The organism is Streptomyces sp. NPDC002092 (genome assembly GCF_053593775.1).
Window position 1 is genome coordinate 86,024 of sequence record NZ_JBSFDG010000025.1, and the last position, 22,072, is coordinate 108,095.

Here is a 22,072-nt window from a genome sequence, read left to right on the forward strand (position 1 = left end):
CCACAGACTGTGGCGCGCAAAGCCGATCACCGCTCAGGCTGGAACCCCCCAGCCCCACCGTCCACGGAAGGCACGTACCACCATGCCCGCCCGAGCCCGTCGCACCTGCCTTTTCGCCGTCACCGCCCTGGTACTCGCCGTGTTCGCGCTGACGGGGTGCAGGGACGGGAAGGGCCTCAAGGACGAGGGCCCGGCAACGAACCACTCCCTGCACGCTCCCGCCGGGCACACTCCCGCCGTACGGAACGCGAAGAGGCCGCACGGTCGTGGACCGGGCGGCCTCCATGCTCAGAGGATCAGGCGTGGGCCAGAACCGCTTCCTTCGGGTTCGGGCCGTACTTGTTCACGCCCGGCTGGCTGTCGGAGCAGCTGAAGACCAGCAGGGTGATACCGCCGACGAGCGGGACGATCCCGAACAGGAGCCACCAGCCGGAGCGGCCCGTGTCGTGCAGACGGCGGACGCCGACGGCCAGGCTGGGCAGCAGGATCGCGACGTAGAAGACGATCGCGATGATCGGCGCCTTGATCGCGAGGCCGATGCCGAGCAGCACGGCGTAGATGATCGCCGTGAACAGCACGAACATCCAGTACTCCTTGCGCCGCGCGCGACCGCTGAACACCGCGTACTTCTTCAGCGCCTCGATGAACCAGCTCATGTGTGTCCCCCCAGGGATCGACGTTCGGACCATCCGGAACGGATCAGGCCAGGCGAGAACGTATGGACACTGACGAGAACTCGTCAATTCGGTGTGTACAGCGCAAGGGTTGAGCGCTTTTCGGACAGATCCACCGCGAATCGGCCCCGGACCCGCCGCTGATCACAGGGAACGGCTGGCAACCGCGGGGCGGGGGGCCTCAGTTCCCGGATCCGAGTCGCTTCCGTTGCCGAACCGAGTGCATTCCGATGCTGGTCAGTGGCCGATTCGAGGCCTGACGTATCCCCATCCGTAGTGCGAATCAGCGCAACTTTTCCGCCACTTCGGTCGCCCAGTACGTGAGGATGTTCTGCGCGCCCGCCCGCTTGATCCCGGTCAGCGCCTCCACGATCGCCTGGTCGCGGTCGATCCAGCCCTTCTCGGCGGCGGCCTCGATCATCGAGTACTCGCCGGAGATCTGGTAGGCGGCGACCGGCACGTCCACCGCGTCCGCGACCCGCGCGAGGATGTCCAGATACGGTCCCGCCGGCTTCACCATCACCATGTCGGCGCCCTCTTCGAGGTCGAGCGCCAGCTCCCGCAGCGACTCACGCGCATTGGCGGGATCCTGCTGGTAGGTCTTCCGGTCCCCCTTCAGGGACGAGCCGACGGCCTCCCGGAACGGCCCGAAGAACGCGGACGCGTACTTCACCGTGTACGCGAGGATCGCCACGTCCTCCCGCCCGATCTGGTCGAGCGCGTCACGGATGACCCCGATCTGGCCGTCCATCATCCCGCTGGGCCCCACCACATGGGCGCCCGCGTCGGCCTGGACCTGCGCCATCTCGGCGTACCGCTCGAGCGTGGCGTCGTTGTCGACGCGCCCCTGCGCGTCCAGCACCCCGCAGTGACCGTGATCGGTCGTCTCGTCGAGACAGAGATCCGACATGACCAGGAGGTCGTCCCCGACCTCGGCCCGCACATCACGGATCGCGAGCTGCAGAATCCCGTCCGGGTCGGTCCCCGGCGTCCCGAGGGCGTCCTTCTTCTCCTCCTCCGGCACGCCGAACAGCATGATCCCGGAGACCCCGGCGGCCACCGCCTCGGCGGCCGCCTTCTTCAGGCTGTCGCGCGTGTGCTGGACGACACCGGGCATCGCGGAGATCGGCACGGGCTCGGAGACGCCCTCGCGCACGAAGGCGGGAAGGATGAAGTCCGCCGGGTGCAGCCGGGTCTCGGCGACCATGCGCCGCATGACGGGGGTGGTCCGCAGCCGCCGCGGCCGCGTGCCGGGGAAGGATCCGTACTTCGTCATGCACCTACGCTACGCCCGGCCCACAAGCACCTTTGCCGACGGTATGTCGGGCCTGAGCAGCCGCTCGTCCCCCGCGATGCGGCCCGCACTCACGGGGTCCATCCTGAAAATACAGCCAGGAGCAAGGACCAGGCCCCCGTCCCCTCGCCGCGCACGGCTGCTGCCTGCGCGAAGGAGGAGGACGCGATGACCGCCACCCACCACACCCCGCATCAGGCCCCGGACCTGTTCGCCCTGTCCGAGATCCACGGCCCGGTCCTGCGCCCCGGTGACGACGCCTATGTGGCCGAGGTCACCGGCTTCAATCTGTCGGCCATCCACAACCCGGACATCGTGGTCGGAGCGGCGGGCGTCGACGACATCGTGACGGCGATGCGCTGGGCCGCGGCCACTAAGACGCCGGTGGCGGTCCAGGCCACCGGTCACGGCGCGAACTTCCCGATCGACGGCGGCCTGCTCATCAGCACCACCCGCATGACCGAAGTGACGATCGACCCGGCCGAACGCACCGCGACGGTCGCCGCGGGGGCGAGGTGGCGCGACGTCCTGGAGGCGGCCGCCCCGTACGGCCTCGCCCCGCTCAACGGGTCGTCCTCGGACGCGGGCGTCGTCGGCTACACCCTGGGCGGCGGTCTGCCCGTCCTCGGCCGGGCCTACGGCTACGCGGCCGACCGGGTCCGCTCCGTCCAGGTCGTCACCCCGGACGCAACCCTGCGCACGGTGACCGCCGACACCGAACCGGACCTCTTCTGGGCCCTGCGCGGCGGCAAGGGCAACGTGGGCGTGGTCACCGAGCTGACCTTCGAACTGCTCCCGCTGCCCTCGGTCCTCGGCGGCGGCGTCTACTTCTCCGGCGAACACGCGGAGGCGGTCCTGCGCACCTGGACCGACTGGACGACCACCCTGCCCACCGAGATGTGCAGCGCGTACACGATCCTGCGCCTGCCGCCGATCCCGCAGATCCCCGAGCCCCTGCGCGGCGGCTTCTGGGCCCGCGTCGCCCTCGCCTGGACCGGCGACCCGAAGGAGGGCGAGAGCCTCCTGACCCCTGTCCGGACGGCCGCGCCCGTCGTCATCGACACGGTGGAGGACATGCCGTACGGCGCCATGGACCGCATCTACCTGGACCCGCACGACCCGCTCCCCGCCCGCGAGGCCTGCACCCTGCTCAGGGCGCTGCCCCCGGACGCGCAGAGAGCGTTCCTGGCCCAGGCGGGCCCGGCCGTCCCGGACCTCCCACTGCTGCTGATCGAACTCCGCCACATGGGCGGCGAACTCTCCCGCCCGGCCCCCGTCGAGGACGCCATCTGCGCCCGCGACGCCGGCTACCTCCTGGAAACGGTCGGCGTCCTGCCCGACCCTGGCACCGCAGCGGCCGTGGAATCAGCCACCACGGCCCTCCACGACGCCGTGTCCCCGTGGAGCACCGGCCACACCCTGGTGAACCTCCACGGCCGCCCAGGCGACGAAAAGGACGTGGCCCGTGCCTGGACGGACGAGGTCTACACCCGCCTGAGCAGAACGAAGGCGCACTACGACCCGGACAACCTGCTGCGCTATGGGCATACGGTGACGGCAACCTCCAGCCCGTCCGGCGTTTGAGGACGAGGCCCTTGGGCCGATGGGGGTCTGGGTGCGCAGCCCCCAGGGCCGCGCACCCCCACGCACCTCAGGTCGTACGCCGCCGCCTGGCCCCCGGCCGCCGCTCACTCGGCCGAGTGACAGGATCCCCGGCATCCAGGGCGGCAGCCCTACGCCGCAGCCCGAAATCGGCAAGCGCCTCAGCCAACTTGTGCACGGACGGCTCCGGAGCCATCACATCCACCCGCAGCCCATGCTCCTCAGCGGTCTTGGCGGTGGCCGGACCGATACACGCGATCACCGTCACGTTGTGCGGCTTCCCGGCAATGCCCACCAGGTTCCGCACAGTCGACGAGGACGTGAAGAGAACGGCGTCGAAGCCGCCGCCCTTGATCGCCTCCCGCGTCTCCGCCGGCGGCGGCGACGCCCGCACGGTCCGATAGGCCGTGACGTCGTCGACCTCCCAGCCGAGCTCGATCAGCCCGGCGACCAGGGTCTCCGTGGCGATGTCCGCCCGCGGCAGGAACACCCGGTCGATCGGGTCGAACACCGGGTCGTACGGCGGCCAGTCCTCAAGGAGCCCCGCAGCCGACTGCTCCCCGCTCGGCACCAGATCCGGCTTCACCCCGAAGGCGACCAGCGCCTTCGCGGTCTGCTCCCCCACCGCGGCGACCTTGATCCCCGCGAACGCCCGGGCATCGAGCCCGTACTCCTCGAACTTCTCCCGGACCGCCTTCACGGCATTGACCGAGGTGAACGCGATCCACTCGTACCGCCCGGTGACGAGCCCCTTCACGGCCCGCTCCATCTGCTGGGGCGTGCGCGGCGGCTCGACGGCGATGGTCGGCACCTCGTGCGGTACGGCCCCGTAGGACCGCAGTTGGTCGGAGAGCGAAGCCGCCTGCTCCTTCGTACGCGGCACGAGCACCTTCCAGCCGAACAGCGGCTTGGACTCGAACCACGACAGCCGGTCGCGCTGGGCGGCGGCGGAACGCTCACCGACCACGGCTATCACCGGCCGCGCGCCCTCGGGTGAGGGCAGCACCTTGGCCTGCTTCAGCGTCTGGGCGATGCTCCCCAGCGTCGCCGTCCAGGTCCGCTGACGCGTGGTCGTACCGGCCACCGTCACGGTGATCGGCGTGTCCGGCTTACGGCCGGCCGACACCAGTTCACCCGCGGCCGCGCCCACGGAGTCGAGGGTCGTCGACACGACCACCGTCCCGTCGGAGACGCCCACCTCCGTCCAGCACCGGTCCGAGGCGGTACGGGCGTCCACGAACCGCACGTCCGCGCCCTCGGCGTCGCGCAGCGGAACACCGGCGTACGCGGGCACGCCGACGGCCGCGGCGACACCGGGCACGACCTCGAAGGGCACGCCCGCGGCGGCGCAGGCGAGCATCTCCTCGGCGGCGTACGCATCGAGTCCGGGGTCCCCGGACACCGCACGGACGACCCGCCTGCCGCCCCGCGTGGCCTCCATGACAAGATGTGCGGCATCCCGTACCGCGGGGACCCCAGCGGTTGTTGACGAGCTGTCAACAACCGCGAGCTGAGGTGTGCCCGTGCCCGGAAGCGGGTCCGACGAAGGACCCCCGTCCGTGTGCACCTCGGCGACGCCTTGTCTGGCGTGCTGACGCACCACGTCGAGCACGTCGTGCTCGGCGACGAGGACGTCCGCGTTCGCCAGCGCCTCCACGGCGCGCAGAGTCAGCAGTCCCGGATCCCCGGGTCCGGCACCGAGGAAGGTGACGTGCCCGTGTTCAAGGCCGGCGGGAAGAGTGGTGGGGCTCAATGTGCTCGCTCCCCCATCAGACCGGCCGCGCCCTGGGCAAGCATCTCGGCAGCGAGTTCACGGCCGAGCGCCATTGCTTGGTCGTACGTCTCGGGCACGGGACCGGTGGTGGACAGCTGCACCGTGCGGGAGCCGTCGGTGGTACCGACGACGCCCCGCAGGCGCATTTCCTTGACAACCTGCCCGTCGGCCAGAAGGTCGGCCAGTGCGCCCACAGGGGCGCTGCAGCCGGCCTCCAGGGCGGCGAGCAGTGACCGCTCGGCGGTCACGGCGACCCGGGTGAACGGGTCGTCGAGCTCTCCGAGCGCGGCGATCAGGTCCGCGTTGTCCGCGGCACACTCAATCGCCAGTGCCCCCTGGCCGGGGGCGGGCAGAACGGTGTCGACCGACAGGAAGTCGGTCACTTCACCGCTGCGGCCTATCCGGTTGAGTCCGGCGGCGGCGAGGACCACGGCGTCCAGCTCACCGTCCCGCACGTACCCGATCCGGGTATCCACGTTCCCCCGTATCGGGACCGTGTCGATGTCCAGCCCGTGGCTGCGCGCGTACGCGTTCAGCTGCGCCATGCGGCGCGGCGAACCCGTACCGATGCGCGCCCCGCGCGGCAGGTCGGTGAACTTCAGCGCGTCCCGGGCGACGATCACGTCACGCGGGTCCTCACGCAGCGGGACGGCGGCGAGCGCCAGCTCCTCGGGCTGCGCGGTGGGCAGGTCCTTGAGCGAATGAACCGCGAAGTCGACCTCACCCCGCAGCAGTGCGTCGCGCAGCGCCGTGACGAACACACCCGTGCCGCCGATCTGCGCGAGGTGCTCGCGGGAGGTGTCGCCGTAGGTGGTGATCTCGACGAGCTCGACGGGCCGTCCGGTCACCTGGCTCACGGCGTCCGCCACCTGCCCGGACTGGGCCATGGCGAGTCTGCTTCGCCTCGTCCCAAGTCTCAATGCCTTGCTACTCATGCCGGCCCTCGGTTCTTGCTGTTCTCAGATTCATCTTCGGCGCCCTCGGCCCGGGAGACGGCGGCCACCGCTTCCTGGTCGAGGTCGAACAGGGTCCTCAGGGCATCTGCGTACCCTGCCCCGCCCGGTTCGGCCGCGAGCTGCTTGACTCGTACGGTCGGCGCGTGCAGCAGCTTGTCGACGACGCGCTTGACGGTCTGGGTGATCTCGCTGCGGTGCTTGTCGTCTAGCCCGGGCAGCCGGCCCTCGAGCCGCGCGATCTCATTGGCGACGACATCGGCGGCCATGGTGCGCAGGGCCACCACGGTGGGGGTGATGTGCGCGGCCCTGAGCGCCGCCCCGAAGGCCGCGACCTCGTCCGCGACGATACGGCGGACCTGGTCGACGTCGGCCGCCATCGGAGCGTCCGCGGAGGCCTCGGCGAGCGACTCGATGTCGACGAGCCGCACCCCGGCCAGCCGGTGGACGGCAGCGTCGATGTCGCGGGGCATCGCCAGGTCCAGGAGGAACAGCACGGGCGCGGGCCGCGGAGCCTCGACGACCGGCTCGGCCTTACGGCGCTCCGGAATCCGCCCGACCGTGGCCACGGTGGCGGCGAGCGCGGTGATCAGCTCGGCATCGGCCTCGGGCGCCCGCCGGGCCGCCTCACGCCGGTCGACGTCCCCGTTGTCCACCCAGACGGCATGCTGCTCCAGGGTCGCCGCATCCATCCCGGCAACGGCAGCTTCCCCCATGACGGAGAACCCCTGCTGCACAGCAGGAAGATCAAGCGGACAGTTCTCTTCATCCGCGGAGCCTGCGGGCAGTCGTGCCGCTGGGGCGGCACGGGTGGGCGCGGGCGGCACCCCGTTCCCGCCGGGCTGCGCAACCGCCCCGGCGCCCGCACGAGCCTCCGGCGCCCCGTCAACCACACGGCCCTGCACCGCCGTAGCAACCGCGCCGGCAGACAGCACAAGCCCAGTGGCCCCGGTACAAGACACCACAACATCGGCACGTGTCAGCTCACCCGACACCGCATCCATCGGCACCGCGCGGGCCAGCACGCCCTGGTCGGAGCCCTCGTTCAAGATCTCGGCAAGCCGCTCGGCCCGCTCCCCCGTACGGTTGGCGATCACGATCTCGCCGACCCCGGCCCGCGCCAGCGTCGCAGCGGCCAGCGAGGACATCGACCCCGCCCCGATGACCAGCGCCTTCTTCCCCCGGGCCCACCCCTGCACATCCGCCCCGGACGCCAGCTGCTCCAGCCCGAAGGTGACCAGCGACTGCCCGGCCCGGTCGATCCCGGTCTCGGAGTGCGCACGCTTGCCCACCCGCAGCGCCTGCTGGAACAAGTCGTTCAGCAGCCGCCCGGCACTGTGCAGATCCTGCGCCTTGGCCAGCGAGTCCTTGATCTGCCCGAGGATCTGCCCTTCCCCCACGACCATGGAGTCGAGCCCGCAAGCCACCGAGAACAGATGGTGGACGGCCCGGTCCTCGTAGTGGACGTACAGATAGGGCGTGAGCTCGTCCAGCCCCACCCCGCTGTGCTGGGCGAGCAGCGTGGACAGCTCGGCGACACCGGCGTGGAACTTGTCGACGTCGGCGTACAGCTCGATGCGGTTGCAGGTCGCGAGCACCGCGGCCTCGGTGGCGGGCTCCGCGGCAATCGTGTCCTGCACCAGCTTGACCTGGGCGTCCGCGCTCAGCGCGGCCCGCTCCAGGACGCTGACCGGGGCGCTGCGGTGGCTCAGCCCGACGACGAGGAGACTCATGCCGGCATCACGGCGGGTACGTCCCCGTCGGGCCCCTGCTCGGCGGACTCCTGGCGGGCCGCGGCGACGGGCCCCGAGCCGTCGGGACCCGCGGCCTCGGCCTCCTCGCCGGCCTTGCGCTGCTCGTGGAAGGCGAGGATCTGCAGCTCGATCGACAGATCCACCTTGCGTACGTCCACGCCGTCCGGGACGGACAGCACGGTCGGCGCGAAGTTCAGGATGGAGGTGACCCCGGCGGCCACGAGCCGGTCGCAGACCTGCTGGGCGGCGCCGGCGGGGGTGGCGATGACGCCGATGGACACCCCGTTGTCATCGATGATCTTTTCCAGCTCATCGGTGTGCTGCACGGGAATCCCCGCGACGGGCTTGCCCGCCATCGCCGGATCGGCGTCTATGAGGGCGGCGACCCGGAAACCACGCGAGGCGAACCCGCCGTAGTTGGCAAGGGCGGCGCCGAGGTTACCGATACCGACGATCACAACCGGCCAGTCCTGGGTGAGCCCCAGCTCACGCGAGATCTGGTAGACGAGATACTCGACGTCGTAGCCGACACCGCGCGTTCCGTACGAACCCAGGTAGGAGAAGTCCTTGCGCAGCTTGGCGGAGTTGACCCCCGCCGCGGCCGCGAGCTCCTCGGAGGAGACCGTGGGTACCGAGCGCTCCGACAGTGCGGTCAGGGCGCGGAGGTACAGCGGAAGCCTGGCGACGGTGGCCTCGGGAATCCCTCGGCTACGGGTCGCCGGTCGGTGAGTTCGGCCAGTTGCCACGGTGCTCCTGCGGGTAGAGCGGGGCTGCAGGCGGTCACACGTACCCAGACCGCCCCGTCGACAGCAGGCTATGTCTTTGTGAACGCGTGCACAAAGATGGTGTCCGATTTGCCCGGCCAACGTGACCGGGGTCACGCGCCCCCGGCGCACTGATGCGGAACCGGCGCACAAGCACCACCGCTTCTCATCTCGTGGGGGCAAAACCGCACACTCTCCTCTTACGATCCCCGCCCCCGAGACCAGTCGCCGTCGATCCTAAGCGAGGTTCCGGACGACTTGGACTACTCAGTCAGTGCCTTGCGCAACCGCTGCTCGTCCACGCGCCAGAAGGTGTGCTGCCGGCCGTCGACGAGAACCACGGGAATCTGCTCCCAATACTGGTCGTGAAGCTGCTGATCCAGGGAGATGTCCTTCGCCTCCCACGCCACCCCCACCTCCGCGCACACCTTCTCCACCACAAGCTGTGCGTCATCACACAGATGACACCCGGGCTTACGGATGAGAGTGACGCTCCGGCTCTGGGCGTCCTGGGCCTTACGACGGAAGAGGGGACTCATGTCAGCCATTCTCGCGCGAGCGCAGGGCGGCGGCACACCCGCGAAAACACCATGGAAGCGGTGGATCAGGTCAGTTCTTTAACGACACGGTCGCGGAGAGTTCACAACGTTCAAACCTCTCGCGTCTGGAGGCACCGAACAAACTGGCTATGCTCACGGGCATGGCCGCTCTCGGATGGCTCACTCCCCGTAGGCGCTCCGCCACGGCGCGGAGCGTGTTGGCAGGCGAGGCCTCGGCAGAGGCAGCGCGCAAGTCCTCGCAGGACGTCCCCCCGGAGGAACCGGAGTTCCCGGTGCTCGGCGACGACAAGGCCGCAGCCTTCTTCGACCTCGACAACACCGTGATGCAAGGTGCTGCCCTCTTCCACTTCGGGCGGGGCCTGTACAAGCGCAAGTTCTTCGAGACCCGCGACCTCGCCAAGTTCGCCTGGCAGCAGGCGTGGTTCCGGCTGGCCGGCGTCGAGGACCCGGAACACATGCAGGAGGCCCGCGACTCGGCCCTCTCCATCGTGAAGGGCCACCGCGTCGCGGAGCTCCAGTCCATCGGCGAGGAGATCTACGACGAGTACATGGCCGAGCGCATCTGGCCGGGCACGCGCGCGCTCGCCCAGGCGCACCTGGACGCGGGCCAGAAGGTGTGGCTGGTCACGGCGGCCCCGGTCGAGATCGCCACGGTGATCGCCCGCCGCCTCGGCCTCACCGGCGCGCTGGGCACAGTGGCCGAGTCCGTCGACGGCGTCTACACCGGCAAGCTGGTCGGCGAACCCCTCCACGGCCCCGCGAAGGCGGAAGCGGTCCGCGCCCTCGCCTCCGCCGAAGGCCTCGACCTCTCTCGCTGCGCCGCGTACAGCGACTCCCACAACGACATCCCCATGCTGTCGCTGGTCGGCCACCCCTACGCGATCAACCCCGACACCAAACTCCGCAAACACGCCCGCAAGCTCGACTGGCGCCTGCGCGACTACCGCACCGGCCGCAAGGCAGCCAAGGTGGGCATCCCCGCAGCAGCAGGCGTAGGCGCGGTAGCAGGCGGCACAGCGGCAGCGATCGCCCTCCACAAACGCCGCCGCTGACCCGAATCGCGTCATCGCGCGCCCAAGCCGCCCCGAGGGCGGACCGCCGGTGCCCAACGGCGAGCAACCAAACACCCTGCGCAGAAAGCCAGTTGCCGAGCAGGCAAACACCGCTACGCAGGCCCCTCCAGCGCCAAGCCGACGAATCCGCGCACCTTCCGGCCGGTCCGGCGCGTGAGGACGCGCCCCTTCAGGTGGACCGGGTCCGGGGCGGAGCCCCGGAACGGGGTACGGGGGCGGGAAGACATCGACACCCGCACCACTCCTGATCACACCGCAACCGGTCCCGCCTCGAACACGCCAATCCCCACGACCTACCCCCACACCCCCTGTCCAGTCCCATTGGCTGCACACGGCCACAACACGCCCCGTTCCCACTCGAAACACGCCCCATACCGATCAACAATCGGTCACGCTACGGCACTTGATAGGCCACCAATCGGTTACAGAAGCGACGTAATCGATGATTTGAGCAACTGGGTGTAGCAGCGCCTGTACGAAGCGTTATTCTCCTCAGACGCAAACCGGTACCCCTCCGTCGCTACGACGGGTGAAAGGTCCCGCACTGCACGTGATGGAAGCTCTGCCTCTGGGAGTCCCGTGTACCCACACGTCGGGGTTGACGCCTCGGGCCTGGCTACGCTGCGCGCAACGGTCCAAAGCCTGTTGCGCGGCTTCGTCCCCACCGCGTACGCCGTCCCCGCCCTAGCCGTAGCCAGCACCCCCGTCGGCCCGTGCTACGCCCTCGCCGACGGCAGTACCGCCGCCGTCGGCAGACGCAGCCGCGCCGCCGGTGCCACCACCACCCGCCGCCCGGCCGCGGACAGCGACAGCGCCCGGATGATGGACCTCGTCGAACGCGCCCAGGCCGGCGAGGCCGACGCCTTCGGCCGCCTCTACGACCAGTACAGCGACACCGTGTACCGGTACATCTACTACCGCGTCGGCGGCAAAGCCACCGCCGAGGACCTCACCAGCGAGACGTTCCTGCGCGCCCTGCGCCGCATCGGCACCTTCACCTGGCAGGGCCGCGACTTCGGCGCCTGGCTGGTCACCATCGCCCGCAACCTCGTCGCCGACCACTTCAAGTCGAGCCGCTTCCGCCTCGAGGTGACCACCGGCGAGATGCTCGACGCCAACGAGGTCGAGCGCTCCCCCGAGGACTCCGTCCTGGAGTCCCTCTCCAACGCCGCCCTGCTCGACGCCGTACGACGTCTCAACCCCCAGCAGCAGGAGTGCGTCACGCTCCGCTTCCTCCAGGGTCTCTCCGTCGCCGAGACCGCCCGCGTGATGGGCAAGAACGAGGGCGCCATCAAGACCCTCCAGTACCGAGCCGTACGCACCCTGGCCCGCCTCCTCCCGGACGACGCCCGCTGACGGGACGCCCTACGCGGGACCTGACAGAACACACCGGTACACGCTCAGTGATGCCCAACTAGCTGTCAGTGAAAGTCCGTTGACTTCCCGATCCGATCATCCGTCGTCCGTAACCCAAGTGCCGAGACACTCGTTGTGCGGGATGCAGGCTCCCTGTGGTCACTCCCTGGCCGTCTCCGATCACCCGATCGTGTGGATGTGGTCAGAGCGTGCAACCCTCAGGACCCCCTGGGGAGTCGACCGTCATCACGAGAGGAGGTGCCGCCAGTGATCGCGAACGTATCGGCACACCGGCGGGCGAACGCCTTCGCCCAGGCCCTGGAGGAGCAGCCGGACCAGGGCACGGCGGCCGAGCAGTCCGAAGGACCGGCCCCGGCCCCGGCTGCTGCGGAACAGACCGAGCAGGGCCGTCTGTTGGCCCTCACGGAGTGTCTCGGCGAGTTGCCCAGACCGGAGCTGGACCCCGAGGTCAAGGTCGTCCAACGAGCACAACTGGTGGCCGCGTTCGAGGCCATGGTGCAGGAGGGCGCCGGCGGCGAGGCGGCGGACACCGCGGTACCCGAACAGCGTTCCCGCGGCGCGCACCGGGCGAGCCCACTGGGCAAGCTGCGACCGCGGTCGCGGCTGACCAAGGGCCTGGCCGCGGGCGGGCTCAGCGTCGGAGTCGCGGCGGGCGCCTTCGGCGGAGTCGCCGCCGCCAGCTCGGACGCCCTGCCCGGCGACTCGCTCTACGGGCTCAAACGCGGCATCGAGGACTTCAAGCTCAACTACCTGTCCGACGGGGACGACGAGCGCGGAGTGGCCTACCTCGATCAGGCCTCCACCCGGCTGGCCGAGGCCCGCCGCCTGATGGAGCGCGGCCGCGGCGGCGGCCACCTCGATCACGAGTCCGTCGGCGAGATCCGCCGCACCCTGTCGGGCATGACGCGGGACGCGTCCGAGGGCCACCGGCTGCTGCACGAGGCGTACGAGCGGGACCCCGGGTCCCTCGGCCCCATCCAGGCCCTGTCCGCCTTCTCCCGCTCGCACCGCGAGGTCTGGGGCGCCCTCCGCCAGAAACTCCCGGTGCAGCTCGGGGACGTCAGCAACCAGGTGTCGTCGGTGTTCGCCGCCATAGACGAAGAGGTCGCCCCGCTGCAGTCCCTGCTGCCCCCGTCCGCGGCCCACGGCGGCGGCCACGGCAAGCACCACGGCTCGGGTCCGGCGTCCAAGGGCACACCCGGCTCCGGCAGGGGATCCGCGACATCCGGGAGCGGCAGCGGCTCCTCCAAGCACAGCCACTCCAGCAGCCCCAGCCAGTCGACCGGCCCCACCGGCGAGGGCCTGCTCGGAGGCAGCACCGGCGGCCTGCTCGAGCCCCCCAAGGACACCGCCGGCACCTCCCCGTCCTCCACCAAGTCCCCGCCCACCGAGCCGGACGTGACGATCCCGCCCCTACTCCCGGGCCTGCTCCCCGGCCTAGGCATCGAAGGCAACGAAACAAGCCAGTAGCCCGTACGGCAACGGGGGCGCCCCTCTCCATGGGGGCGCCCCCGTTGCCGTACGAAAGCCTCAGAAGAACACAGACCGCCGCTGCACCAACAACTTGGCCCCTCCTGTCTGCCGCCCTCGCACCGCTGCGCGGGCTTCGCACGGCTGCGCCGGACTCCGTCCGCCGACTCCTCAGTCGCCGACCTCGCCTCAGAAGAACACAGACCGCCGCTGCACCAACAACTTGTACAGCGTGTGCTGGATCTGCTCCCTCACCTGGTCCGTCAGGTTGAACATCAGCATCGGGTCCTCCGCCGCCTCCGGCGGATAGCCGTCCGTCGGGATCGGCTCGCCGAACTGGATCGTCCACTTCGTCGGAAGCGGCACCGCACCCAGCGGACCGAGCCACGGAAACGTCGGCGTCAGCGGGAAGTAAGGGAAGCCGAGCAGGCGGGCCAGGGTCTTCGCGTTGCCGATCATCGGGTAGATCTCCTCCGCCCCGACGATCGAGCACGGGATGATCGGCGTGCCGTGGCGCAGCGCGGTGGAGACGAAGCCGCCGCGGCCGAAGCGCTGGAGCTTGTAGCGCTCGCTGAAGGGCTTGCCGATGCCCTTGAAGCCCTCCGGCATGACCCCGACCAGCTCGCCCTGCCCCAGCAGCCGCTCGGCGTCCTCCGCGCAGGCCAGGGTGTGGCCGAGCTTGCGGGCCAGTTCGTTGACCACCGGCAGCATGAAGACGAGATCCGCCGCGAGCAGGCGCAGATGACGGTCTGCGGGATGGTTGTCGTGGACGGCGACCTGCATCATCAGGCCGTCCAGCGGAAGCGTCCCGGAGTGGTTGGCGACGATCAGCGCGCCGCCCTCCGACGGGATGTTCTCGATGCCCTTCACCTCGACCCGGAAGTACTTCTCGTACACCGGCCGCAGCAGGGACATCAGGACCTGGTCGGTCAACTCCTCGTCGTACCCGAAGTCGTCGACCTCGTAGTCGCCCGTGAGGCGGCGGCGCAGGAAGCTCAGGCCGCTCGCGACGCGCCGTTCCAGGCCGCCGTCGTTCTGCGGCCGCTGGGGCGGCTGTTCCTCATGCGTCACAGGAACATCATCCTGCGTGCGCGACCTGCTGGGCAGGGGCTGGACGTCGCCGACCAGCGCGGGTTCCCCGGTCTTGCGTCGGCTCCCCGCGCCCCGACGCCGCGGCGGCCGCTGTACGGCACTCCCACGGGACCGGTCGTCGTCGAACGGAATGACCTTGGCATCCGCCATCGTTGATGCGCTCCTCAGTTGGCGCTCTGCGTCGGGGGGTGGCCGCTGCCCGGCAGGGGCAGCGCGGCGATCCGGTCGACGGCCCCCGCAAGGGCCTCCGGCGGCAGGAGACCGGGTCCGTGACTGCGCGCGAAGTCCGCGAACGTCTCCGCGGTCGTGTACTTCGGCTTGAATCCGAGCGTCTCACGCATCTGGTCCGTCGCCACGACCCGGCCGTGGGTCAGCAGCCGGATCTGTTCGGGCGAGAAGTCCGTCATGCCCAGCGTACGCACCAGGGAGCCCGCCCAGGTGACCGCGGGCAGCAGCAGCGGCACCGTGGGCCGGCCGAGCCGCCTGGAGCACTGGGAGAGCAGCAGGACGCCGTCGCCGGCGATGTTGAACGTGCCGCTGTTGAGGGTGCCCCGCTCGGGCTCGTGCGAGGCGATCCGCAGCACCTCGATCACGTCGTCCTCGTGCACGAACTGCAGCCGTGGGTCGTAGCCGAACACGGTCGGCAGGACCGGCAGCGCGAAATAGGAGGCGAGCGGCGTGTCGGCCGTGGGCCCCAGGATGTTCGCGAACCGCAGCACACACACGGCCACATCCGGCCGCCGGCGCGCGAAGCCCCGTACATACCCCTCGACCTCGACGGTGTCCTTGGCGAAGCCGCCGCTCGGCAGGGACTTGGGCGGGGTCGTCTCGGTGAACACCGCGGGATCACGGGGCGCGGACCCGTACACGTTCGTACTGGACTTCACGACGAGCCGTTTCACGGTCGGCGACTTCTGGCAGGCGCCGAGCAGCTGCATCGTGCCGATGACGTTGGTTTCCTTGATCGCGGTCCGGCTGCCGCTGCCGAGCCCGGTCGCGCTCACATCCATGTGGACGACCGTGTCGGCGCCCGTCTCGGCCAGCACGCGCGCGATGGTGGGCTGCCGGATGTCGGCCTGGATGAAGTCGGCACCGCCCAGGTGGTGCTCGGGTGGGACCGCATCCACGGCGACGACCCGGTCCACCTGCGGGTCACGCTGGATCCGTCGTACGAACCGGCCCCCAAGCCTGCGGGCCACTCCGGTCACGAGCACGACCTTGCCCAAGATCTGCGCCTTCCTTCCAGCCCATCCGGTACTCGTAGCCTGCCGCGTTCCCCGTGTGCGGCCAACTTAGCGGGTCGATGTTGCGCTGTGATGACCACCCAATGCACGAAGTGACGACATCCACAGACATACGAACAGACCAAGCCATGTGAAACACGTGCGTACGCACAGGCCTTGCGCGAGGTCCCGTGCGCTTCTGGGAGCTTCTGTGAACTCCAAACGCGTGTGGCCCCCCACCGGTTGCGGTGGGGGGCCACAGAACACGCTCCTGGAGCGTCGCTTACTTCTTGTTGCGACGCTGAACGCGCGTGCGCTTGAGCAGCTTGCGGTGCTTCTTCTTGGCCATCCGCTTGCGCCGCTTCTTGATAACAGAGCCCACGACTACCCTCGCTCACTTCTCATCACTCGGTGCTGGGCGCCATGGGCCCATACGACCTACGAGGGGTCAGCCTACCCGCCCGAGCGCTGAGGTCGTAATCGAGGGCGCCGGGGGAGATCCCGAAGTGCCCTGAGGATCCCCCCGGAGCGAACGTCGTCAGGCGGTTTCCACCCCCACGTAGCTCTCGCGGAGGTACTCGTGAACCGCGTTCTCGGGGACGCGGAAGGACCGCCCCACCCTGATCGCGGGCAGATGACCGCTGTGCACCAAGCGGTACACGGTCATCTTCGACACTCGCATCACCGAGGCGACCTCCGCCACGGTAAGGAACTGAACCTCGCTCAGAGGCCTCTGCTCAGCAGCCATGACACACCTGAACCTTCCGCACTCGACGGCCACCGGCTTCCCCTTCCGGTGACTCTTCGTCGCTGCGTGCTCACTCCCCAATGTAGGGGCGGGTGATGCGAGTGGGGAAGAGGTGCACCCATCGCATGCCCATCACTGGCCTACTGTGACAGACACGCTCGATTGAGTACGTAGCGGGTAAGCGGCCGGTAGTAATCAGACCGCACAGCGTCATCAAGTGGAACGACGACGGACACGGACCCCTCGGCCTCTCCCACGAAGAGCGCGGGGTCGTCCGTATCGGCCAGCCCAATGGCCTCGAACCCCAGCTGACCTGCCCCGCAGACCCAGCCGTGGTCCCCGACGACCAACTCGGGAAGCGGCCCGCCGGCCTCGGCCGCCGCGGCCAGCGCGGTACGAACCGGGAGCGGTGAATGCGTGTGCGCGCCGGTCGCACAACCGGGGCGGGACGTGCCGGGTTCCCGCACCAGCGCGACTCCTTGTACGTAGTCAAGGTTGTACGTGCGTAGACCGAACCGGGTCGTTATGTCGACACAGTGACCATGCGCCGGTGTGAGGACGGTACATCCCGCCGCCGACAGCGCGTCCGCCAAGGCGGCGTAGAAGCCGAGCAGCCGGTGCGGGTGACCGGTGCCGAGGAGCACAGCGGCGCCGCGCTGCGCGGCTGCGGCCAGACGGTCCGCGAAGGCATCCAGAGCGGTCAGAGTTCGCTCCGGATCGATCACGTCATGGCCGGAGACATGCCTCGGATCGGCCGAAACGCCACACTTGTCCGCCATCAACTCGATCAGATCCCGCTGCGCCCATGTCCATTCGGGATCCAGCCCGATCAGCACGCGGGGGTCGCCGGCAGCGAACAGCCGATAGCTGCGCAGGCTCTCCTCCCGGGAGGTGGCCACGGGCCCGGCGAGACGGGCGGCCAGGAGATGGGCCCGCAGGGCTCCGGTGCTCAACACACCTCGATGGTGTCGGACGGGAACGGGGAGGGGCATACGAACGCGCAAACACCGCACAGTTGGCGTAACAGCTCCCGTGACACTGGTGACAGAACAGGGACACAACGGCCCACAACCGTCGTGGGGGCTCCCTGGTCTCACCATGCGTGGACGGCAACGACCAACCGTCCCCACCGAATCGACCAACACATCACCAGGGGGAACACCATGAACCTGTCCCGTCGCGCCACGACCGCCGCCGCACTCACCGTGCTGGCGCTCGGCGGCACCGTCGCCGCCACCGCTCCGGCCTCGGCGGCCACCACCACCAGGGCGGCAGCCGCGTCGTACAACGGTGCCTGCGGCACCGGCTACAAGGTCATCGACTCCACCCCGGTCGCCCGGGTGGGCACGGTCTACCTGACCTGGAACGAGTCGAAGGGCAAGAACTGCGCCGTGACCGTCCGCAACACCACGGGGGCCAGGATCCACATGGAGGTCGCCCTGGCAGCTCTCGACAGCGGCCAGAACGCCGCCAAGGACTCCGGCCAGTACACGAGCTACGCCGGCCCGGTCTACGTCAACGGCCGTGGCCACTGCGTCGCGTGGACCGGCACCATCGGCACCGCGTCGGCCGGCGACTCGGGCCACTGCAGCTGACACACCAGGGGGGCGCCGCTGCACCCGTCGTAGCTGCGGGCAATCGTGCCGCTAAGGGCGGCACCCGTCCCAAAGACAGCGGCACCCCGCAAGCGCGGGGAAGCGGCACCCCTACGCCAGCAACCCCCGCAGCGGAAACACAGCCCGCCGAGTAGCCAGCACAGCCTGATCCAACCGGTCCGCCGGGTCGTACCCCGCCTCCCAGGAGGGGTACGACACCGGCCACCGCCCATCGGTCATCCGCGCCGGCGCCAACTGCCGCGTCCGCGCGAACACTTCCTGCCGCCACCCCTCCGGGATCACGGCCTCCGGGGCGATCTCCCGCCCCGCCGCGATCCCCACAAGATGCGTCCACGACCGCGGCACGACCTCGACCACCGCGTAACCACCACCACCCAGCGCAACCCACTTCCCGTCGGCGTACTCGTGCGCAAGCGAATGGCAGGCGACCTGCACGGCCCGCTGCGCGTCCAGCGACACCGCCAGATGCGCCAGCGGATCCTCGAAGTGCGTGTCGGCCCCGTGCTGCGTCACCAGCACCTGCGGCCGGAAATCCGCGATCAGTTCCGGTACGACGGCATGGAAGGCCCGCAGCCACCCGGCATCCCCGGTCCCGGCCGGCAGCGCCACATTGACGGCCGAGCCCTCCGCCGAGTCGGCCCCCGTCTCCTCCGGCCACCCGGTCTGCGGAAACAACGTCCGCGGATGCTCGTGCAGCGAGATCGTCAGCACCCGCGGGTCCTCCCAGAAGGCCGCCTGCACACCGTCCCCGTGATGCACGTCCACATCGACGTACGCGACCCGCTCGGCGCCCAGCTCCAGCAACCGGGCGATCGCCAGCGAGGCGTCGTTGTAGATGCAGAACCCCGAGGCACTCCCCGGCATCGCATGATGCAGCCCGCCCGCGAAGTTCACCGCGTGCAGCGCGTCCCCGCGCCACACCGCCTCCGCGGCCCCCACCGACTGCCCCGCGATCAGCGCGGACACCTCGTGCATACCGGCGAAGGCGGGATCGTCCATCGTCCCCAGCCCGTACGCCCCGTCCGCCGCCTCCGGATCCGCCGAAGCCGCCTTCACCGCGTCGACGTAGTCCTCCCGGTGGACGAGCCGCAGCGTCGACTCCCCGGCGGGCTTCGCCGCCACCACCCCGACCTCCTTGTCGAGCCCGAAGGCATCGACAAGGCGCCTGGTCAGGGCGAGCCGGACCGGATCCATCGGGTGGTCCGGACCGAAGTCATAGCCCGTTACTGCCTCGTCCCACATCAGCTGTGCGCGGCCGCTCATGCCCGCCACCGTATCGGTCCGGTTGAGGAGCGAACGACCTGGCGTAGACCACGGTCACCAGCACCAACACCATCGGGACGGCCATGGCCCCGCGGTAGCTCCACGCATCCCCCAGCGCACCCACCAGCGGCGAGCCGATCAGAAAGCCGACGTAGTTGAACACATTCAGCCGCGCGACGGCCGCATCGGAGGCATGCGGGAACAGCCGCCCGGCCGCCGCAAAGGTCTGCGGCACCAGCACACACAGCCCCAACCCGAGCAGCGTGAACCCGAGCATCCCCACCCACGCCCCCGGCGCCAGGGCCACCACCGCGAACCCCAGCGCCGCCACCAGCGCCCCCAGCCGCACGACCGCCACCGCCCCGAACCGCCGTACCCCCAGGTCCCCGAGCGACCGCCCCAGCAGCGTGGTCACCATGTACACGTTGTACGGCACGGTCGACAGCTGCTCCGAACTCCCGAGGACGTCCTTCAGATACTTGGCACTCCAGTTGGAGACGGTCGAGTCCCCGATGTACGCGAAGGTCATCACCAGACACAGCGGCAGCAGCAGCTTGAAGACGACGGACTGCCCCGGCGCCTGGCCCTCCCCCTCCTCCGCCACGCCGACGGAGGCACCAGAGTCGACGTACCACCGGCTCCCGACCAGCGTGGCCGGCAACAGCACCGCGACGACCGGCAGATACGACACCCACAGCGCCAGATGCCAGTGCGCCCCCACCCAGGCGAGCGAGGCCCCCACGATCCCGCCCAGGCTGAACGCCGCATGGAAGCTGAGCATGATGCTGCGCCCGTACGCCCGCTGCAGGCTCACCCCGAGCATGTTCATCGAGGCGTCGAGCCCGCCCACCGCCAGCCCGAAGGCCCCCAGCGCGATCCCCAGCTCGGCCAGCTGATCCCCGGACCCGACACCGAGGAGCGCCAGGAGCACCACGGGCTGCAGGCACCGCAGCAGCAGACCGGGCCGTATCCGCTTCACCAGCTGCTCGGTCGTCACACTCCCGACGCCGGCCAGGATCGGCACGGCGGCCAGGAAGGCGGGCAGCAGCGCGTCGGAGACCCCGTACCGGTCCTGAATGGCCGGGATACGGGTCACCAGAAGGGCGAAGGTGGCGCCCTGGGCAAGGAAACTGAACGCCAAAGAGGCCCTACCGCGCCGCAGCACATCTGTCATGGCGGCGAGCGTAGGGCCCCGGGCTACCTGTGGGTAGATCAAGCCAAAGTTGAATTTCCCTCAGCTTTACTTTCTCTGTCAGGCGGCGACGGCGATGGCGTACCGAGCGGCTGCTTCTTCGGCCTCTGCCTCGGCGCGGAGCATCTCCTCCATCGGCCCGGCGGCCAGCCCACCGCTGACGAGGAAGGTCAGCACCATCACACCGGCCATCACGACGCCTCCGAGCCAGACCATGGTGTCCACGGGGACGGTGTACGCCCCCACGATCCGCGCCACACACTCGGCGAGCAGCGCCACGCCCCAGACCACGGAGAACGTCCGCTCCTTGCGCAGGAAGTCGACCGAGGCGGCCGCCCGGCCCGAGGCCAGTCGCTGCCACGCGGCCTCCTTCTTGGGGTCGCCCTTCACCAGGAAGGGCTTCATCCCGGCGGTCATCATCGGCCGGCCGAGAGCCACCGAGACCAGGATGCCGATACCGACCGTGCTGCTGACCGCGCTGTCCTTGGCGAGCATCAGCCGCGGGTCACCGGAGACGAAGCTCAGCAGCAGGGAGACCACGTTCACTACGAGGATCAGCCCCGCCAGCCCATTCGTCCTGCGCTCCTTCACCACGCTCCAGACGGTCCGCACCGCGGGGACGACGCTGCTCCAGGCGAGCGCCGCGAAGGTGCTCATCCCGAAGGCGTCCTTGAACAGGTAGTACGAACCGAGCGGGACCGCCACATCCACGATCAGCGGGCGGAAGTTGTCGAGCGCGCTGGGAGTCTGGTTGCTGCTCTGGCCCTGGGTCACCGTGTTCGTCGTCATGCCCTCAGCTTCGCGTCCGGCACCCGGTCTCCAGTAGAAACGATCGTCCGGAGCTCGGCATGACAAATGTCAGCCGCCCACCGATGCCGACGTCATACGAGCAGGTCAGCCAACTCCCCGAGATCACTGAAGAGTTGCGTTGCCCCGACGAGCCGCTCGGCCGGCGTCATGGCGGTGAACCCGTACACATCCATCCCGGCCGCCACGGCCGCCTGCACCCCCAGCGGACTGTCCTCGACGACCACACAACGCTCCGGTGCGACCCCCATCCGCTCGGCCGCGTAGAGGAACAGGTCCGGCGCCGGCTTCCCCCGCCCCACATCCTGCGAACTGAAGATCCGCCCGTCATCGAACCACCGATCCAGCCCGGTCTTCCGATGCCCCACCCGGATCCGCTCATGACTCCCGGAGGACGCGACACAGTACGGCACCCCGTCAGCGGCCAGCTTCTCCACGACACCGACGGCCCCGGCAACGGGCTCCAACTCCCGCTCGAACGCCGCAAAGACCCGCGCATGGAAGACGTCGTCGAAGTCCTCCGGAAGCCGCTGCCCGGTCCGCTCCTCGATCAGGTCATGGATCCGGTGCATGGCAGAGCCCATGTAGTCCCGAAGCGACTCCTCGTAGGTGGTGGGGTGCCCCAACTCGGTGAGGTAGGCGGCCAGGAGCCGGTTGGAGATGGGCTCGCTGTCGACGAGGACACCGTCATTGTCGAAGATCACTAGGTCATAGCGCATAACCCGAGCCTAAACGCAGAAGACCCCCGCACCGAATGGTGCGGGGGTTTTCTCAACAATTGTTCGGCGGCGTCCTACTCTCCCACAGGGTCCCCCCTGCAGTACCATCGGCGCTGT

The 22,072-nt window shown here is 69.6% G+C and carries 21 protein-coding genes; 5 read left to right on the forward strand and 16 right to left on the reverse strand.

The window, feature by feature from the left end:
* Positions 1-296: 296 nt before the first annotated feature.
* Positions 297-656 carry a DUF805 domain-containing protein gene (locus ACWCRD_RS39840; protein ID WP_450970559.1) on the reverse strand — a complete coding sequence of 120 codons (360 nt, stop codon included), beginning with the start codon at positions 654-656 and terminating at the stop codon, positions 297-299.
* Positions 657-957: 301 nt separating this feature from the next.
* On the reverse strand, positions 958-1,950 hold the full coding sequence (gene hemB, locus ACWCRD_RS39845; RefSeq protein ID WP_450970560.1) for a porphobilinogen synthase: 993 nt from the start codon (positions 1,948-1,950) through the stop codon (positions 958-960).
* A 186-nt stretch (positions 1,951-2,136) separates the two neighbouring features.
* Here hemB and ACWCRD_RS39850 point away from each other — a divergent pair, with 186 nt between their 5' ends.
* A complete protein-coding gene (locus ACWCRD_RS39850) occupies positions 2,137-3,552 on the forward strand; it encodes an FAD-binding oxidoreductase (protein WP_450970561.1) in 1,416 nt (471 codons plus the stop codon).
* 67 nt (positions 3,553-3,619) lie between these two features.
* On the opposite strand, the gene ACWCRD_RS39855 is transcribed toward ACWCRD_RS39850, so the two are convergent.
* The 5 genes from ACWCRD_RS39855 to ACWCRD_RS39875 form a co-directional block, all read right to left on the reverse strand.
* Positions 3,620-5,323, reverse strand: coding sequence for a uroporphyrinogen-III synthase (locus ACWCRD_RS39855; RefSeq protein WP_450970562.1), 1,704 nt, complete (start codon positions 5,321-5,323; stop codon positions 3,620-3,622).
* Positions 5,320-6,279, reverse strand: a complete 960-nt coding sequence (hemC, locus tag ACWCRD_RS39860; RefSeq protein ID WP_450970563.1) for a hydroxymethylbilane synthase — start codon at positions 6,277-6,279, stop codon at positions 5,320-5,322. Before hemC ends, ACWCRD_RS39855 begins: the two co-directional genes overlap by 4 nt.
* Entirely contained in the window at positions 6,276-8,030 is a 1,755-nt protein-coding gene (locus ACWCRD_RS39865) for a glutamyl-tRNA reductase (protein ID WP_450970564.1), read from the reverse strand. The genes hemC and ACWCRD_RS39865 overlap by 4 nt, the downstream gene beginning before the upstream one ends.
* On the reverse strand, positions 8,027-8,797 hold the full coding sequence (locus tag ACWCRD_RS39870; protein WP_450970565.1) for a redox-sensing transcriptional repressor Rex: 771 nt from the start codon (positions 8,795-8,797) through the stop codon (positions 8,027-8,029). Before ACWCRD_RS39870 ends, ACWCRD_RS39865 begins: the two co-directional genes overlap by 4 nt.
* Before the next feature lie 281 nt (positions 8,798-9,078).
* Positions 9,079-9,354, reverse strand: coding sequence for a glutaredoxin family protein (locus ACWCRD_RS39875; protein WP_389088845.1), 276 nt, complete (start codon positions 9,352-9,354; stop codon positions 9,079-9,081).
* A gap of 161 nt (positions 9,355-9,515) precedes the next feature.
* Between ACWCRD_RS39875 and ACWCRD_RS39880 the strand changes: the two genes are divergently transcribed.
* The 3 genes from ACWCRD_RS39880 to ACWCRD_RS39890 all read left to right on the forward strand — a co-directional run bounded on the left by ACWCRD_RS39880 (position 9,516) and on the right by ACWCRD_RS39890 (position 13,295).
* Entirely contained in the window at positions 9,516-10,427 is a 912-nt protein-coding gene (locus ACWCRD_RS39880) for an HAD family hydrolase (RefSeq protein WP_123966748.1), read from the forward strand.
* A gap of 600 nt (positions 10,428-11,027) precedes the next feature.
* Positions 11,028-11,804, forward strand: a complete 777-nt coding sequence (locus tag ACWCRD_RS39885; RefSeq protein ID WP_365833660.1) for an ECF subfamily RNA polymerase sigma factor, BldN family — start codon at positions 11,028-11,030, stop codon at positions 11,802-11,804.
* 267 nt (positions 11,805-12,071) lie between these two features.
* Positions 12,072-13,295 carry a DUF5667 domain-containing protein gene (locus ACWCRD_RS39890; RefSeq protein ID WP_450970566.1) on the forward strand — a complete coding sequence of 408 codons (1,224 nt, stop codon included), beginning with the start codon at positions 12,072-12,074 and terminating at the stop codon, positions 13,293-13,295.
* Between the two features lie 189 nt (positions 13,296-13,484).
* Here ACWCRD_RS39890 and ACWCRD_RS39895 read toward each other — a convergent pair whose 3' ends face one another.
* The 5 genes from ACWCRD_RS39895 to ACWCRD_RS39915 all read right to left on the reverse strand — a co-directional run bounded on the left by ACWCRD_RS39895 (position 13,485) and on the right by ACWCRD_RS39915 (position 17,314).
* A complete protein-coding gene (locus tag ACWCRD_RS39895) occupies positions 13,485-14,537 on the reverse strand; it encodes a lysophospholipid acyltransferase family protein (protein ID WP_450970567.1) in 1,053 nt (350 codons plus the stop codon).
* Between the two features lie 14 nt (positions 14,538-14,551).
* Positions 14,552-15,613 carry an NAD-dependent epimerase/dehydratase family protein gene (locus ACWCRD_RS39900; protein ID WP_115906640.1) on the reverse strand — a complete coding sequence of 354 codons (1,062 nt, stop codon included), beginning with the start codon at positions 15,611-15,613 and terminating at the stop codon, positions 14,552-14,554.
* Positions 15,614-15,893: 280 nt separating this feature from the next.
* Complete coding sequence (locus ACWCRD_RS39905) at positions 15,894-15,992, reverse strand: 30S ribosomal protein bS22 (RefSeq protein ID WP_003948845.1); 99 nt, start codon at positions 15,990-15,992, stop codon at positions 15,894-15,896.
* A 156-nt stretch (positions 15,993-16,148) separates the two neighbouring features.
* Positions 16,149-16,358, reverse strand: coding sequence for a helix-turn-helix domain-containing protein (locus ACWCRD_RS39910; RefSeq protein ID WP_016437488.1), 210 nt, complete (start codon positions 16,356-16,358; stop codon positions 16,149-16,151).
* Positions 16,359-16,498: 140 nt separating this feature from the next.
* The gene (locus tag ACWCRD_RS39915) at positions 16,499-17,314 is read right to left on the reverse strand and encodes a phosphatase (RefSeq protein WP_450970568.1); all 816 of its coding nucleotides are present in this window, start codon (positions 17,312-17,314) and stop codon (positions 16,499-16,501) included.
* Between the two features lie 207 nt (positions 17,315-17,521).
* Here ACWCRD_RS39915 and ACWCRD_RS39920 point away from each other — a divergent pair, with 207 nt between their 5' ends.
* Complete coding sequence (locus tag ACWCRD_RS39920) at positions 17,522-17,953, forward strand: spore-associated protein A (protein WP_450970569.1); 432 nt, start codon at positions 17,522-17,524, stop codon at positions 17,951-17,953.
* Positions 17,954-18,064: 111 nt separating this feature from the next.
* On the opposite strand, the gene ACWCRD_RS39925 is transcribed toward ACWCRD_RS39920, so the two are convergent.
* The 4 genes from ACWCRD_RS39925 to ACWCRD_RS39940 all read right to left on the reverse strand — a co-directional run bounded on the left by ACWCRD_RS39925 (position 18,065) and on the right by ACWCRD_RS39940 (position 21,955).
* Positions 18,065-19,237, reverse strand: a complete 1,173-nt coding sequence (locus tag ACWCRD_RS39925) for an acetoin utilization protein AcuC (protein WP_450970570.1) — start codon at positions 19,235-19,237, stop codon at positions 18,065-18,067.
* Positions 19,188-20,411: an MFS transporter gene (locus ACWCRD_RS39930; protein ID WP_450970571.1), complete on the reverse strand. Its 1,224-nt coding sequence runs from the start codon at positions 20,409-20,411 to the stop codon at positions 19,188-19,190. Before ACWCRD_RS39930 ends, ACWCRD_RS39925 begins: the two co-directional genes overlap by 50 nt.
* A gap of 78 nt (positions 20,412-20,489) precedes the next feature.
* On the reverse strand, positions 20,490-21,218 hold the full coding sequence (locus tag ACWCRD_RS39935; RefSeq protein WP_450970572.1) for a VC0807 family protein: 729 nt from the start codon (positions 21,216-21,218) through the stop codon (positions 20,490-20,492).
* Between the two features lie 92 nt (positions 21,219-21,310).
* Positions 21,311-21,955: an HAD family hydrolase gene (locus ACWCRD_RS39940; protein WP_450970573.1), complete on the reverse strand. Its 645-nt coding sequence runs from the start codon at positions 21,953-21,955 to the stop codon at positions 21,311-21,313.
* Positions 21,956-22,072: the final 117 nt, after the last annotated feature.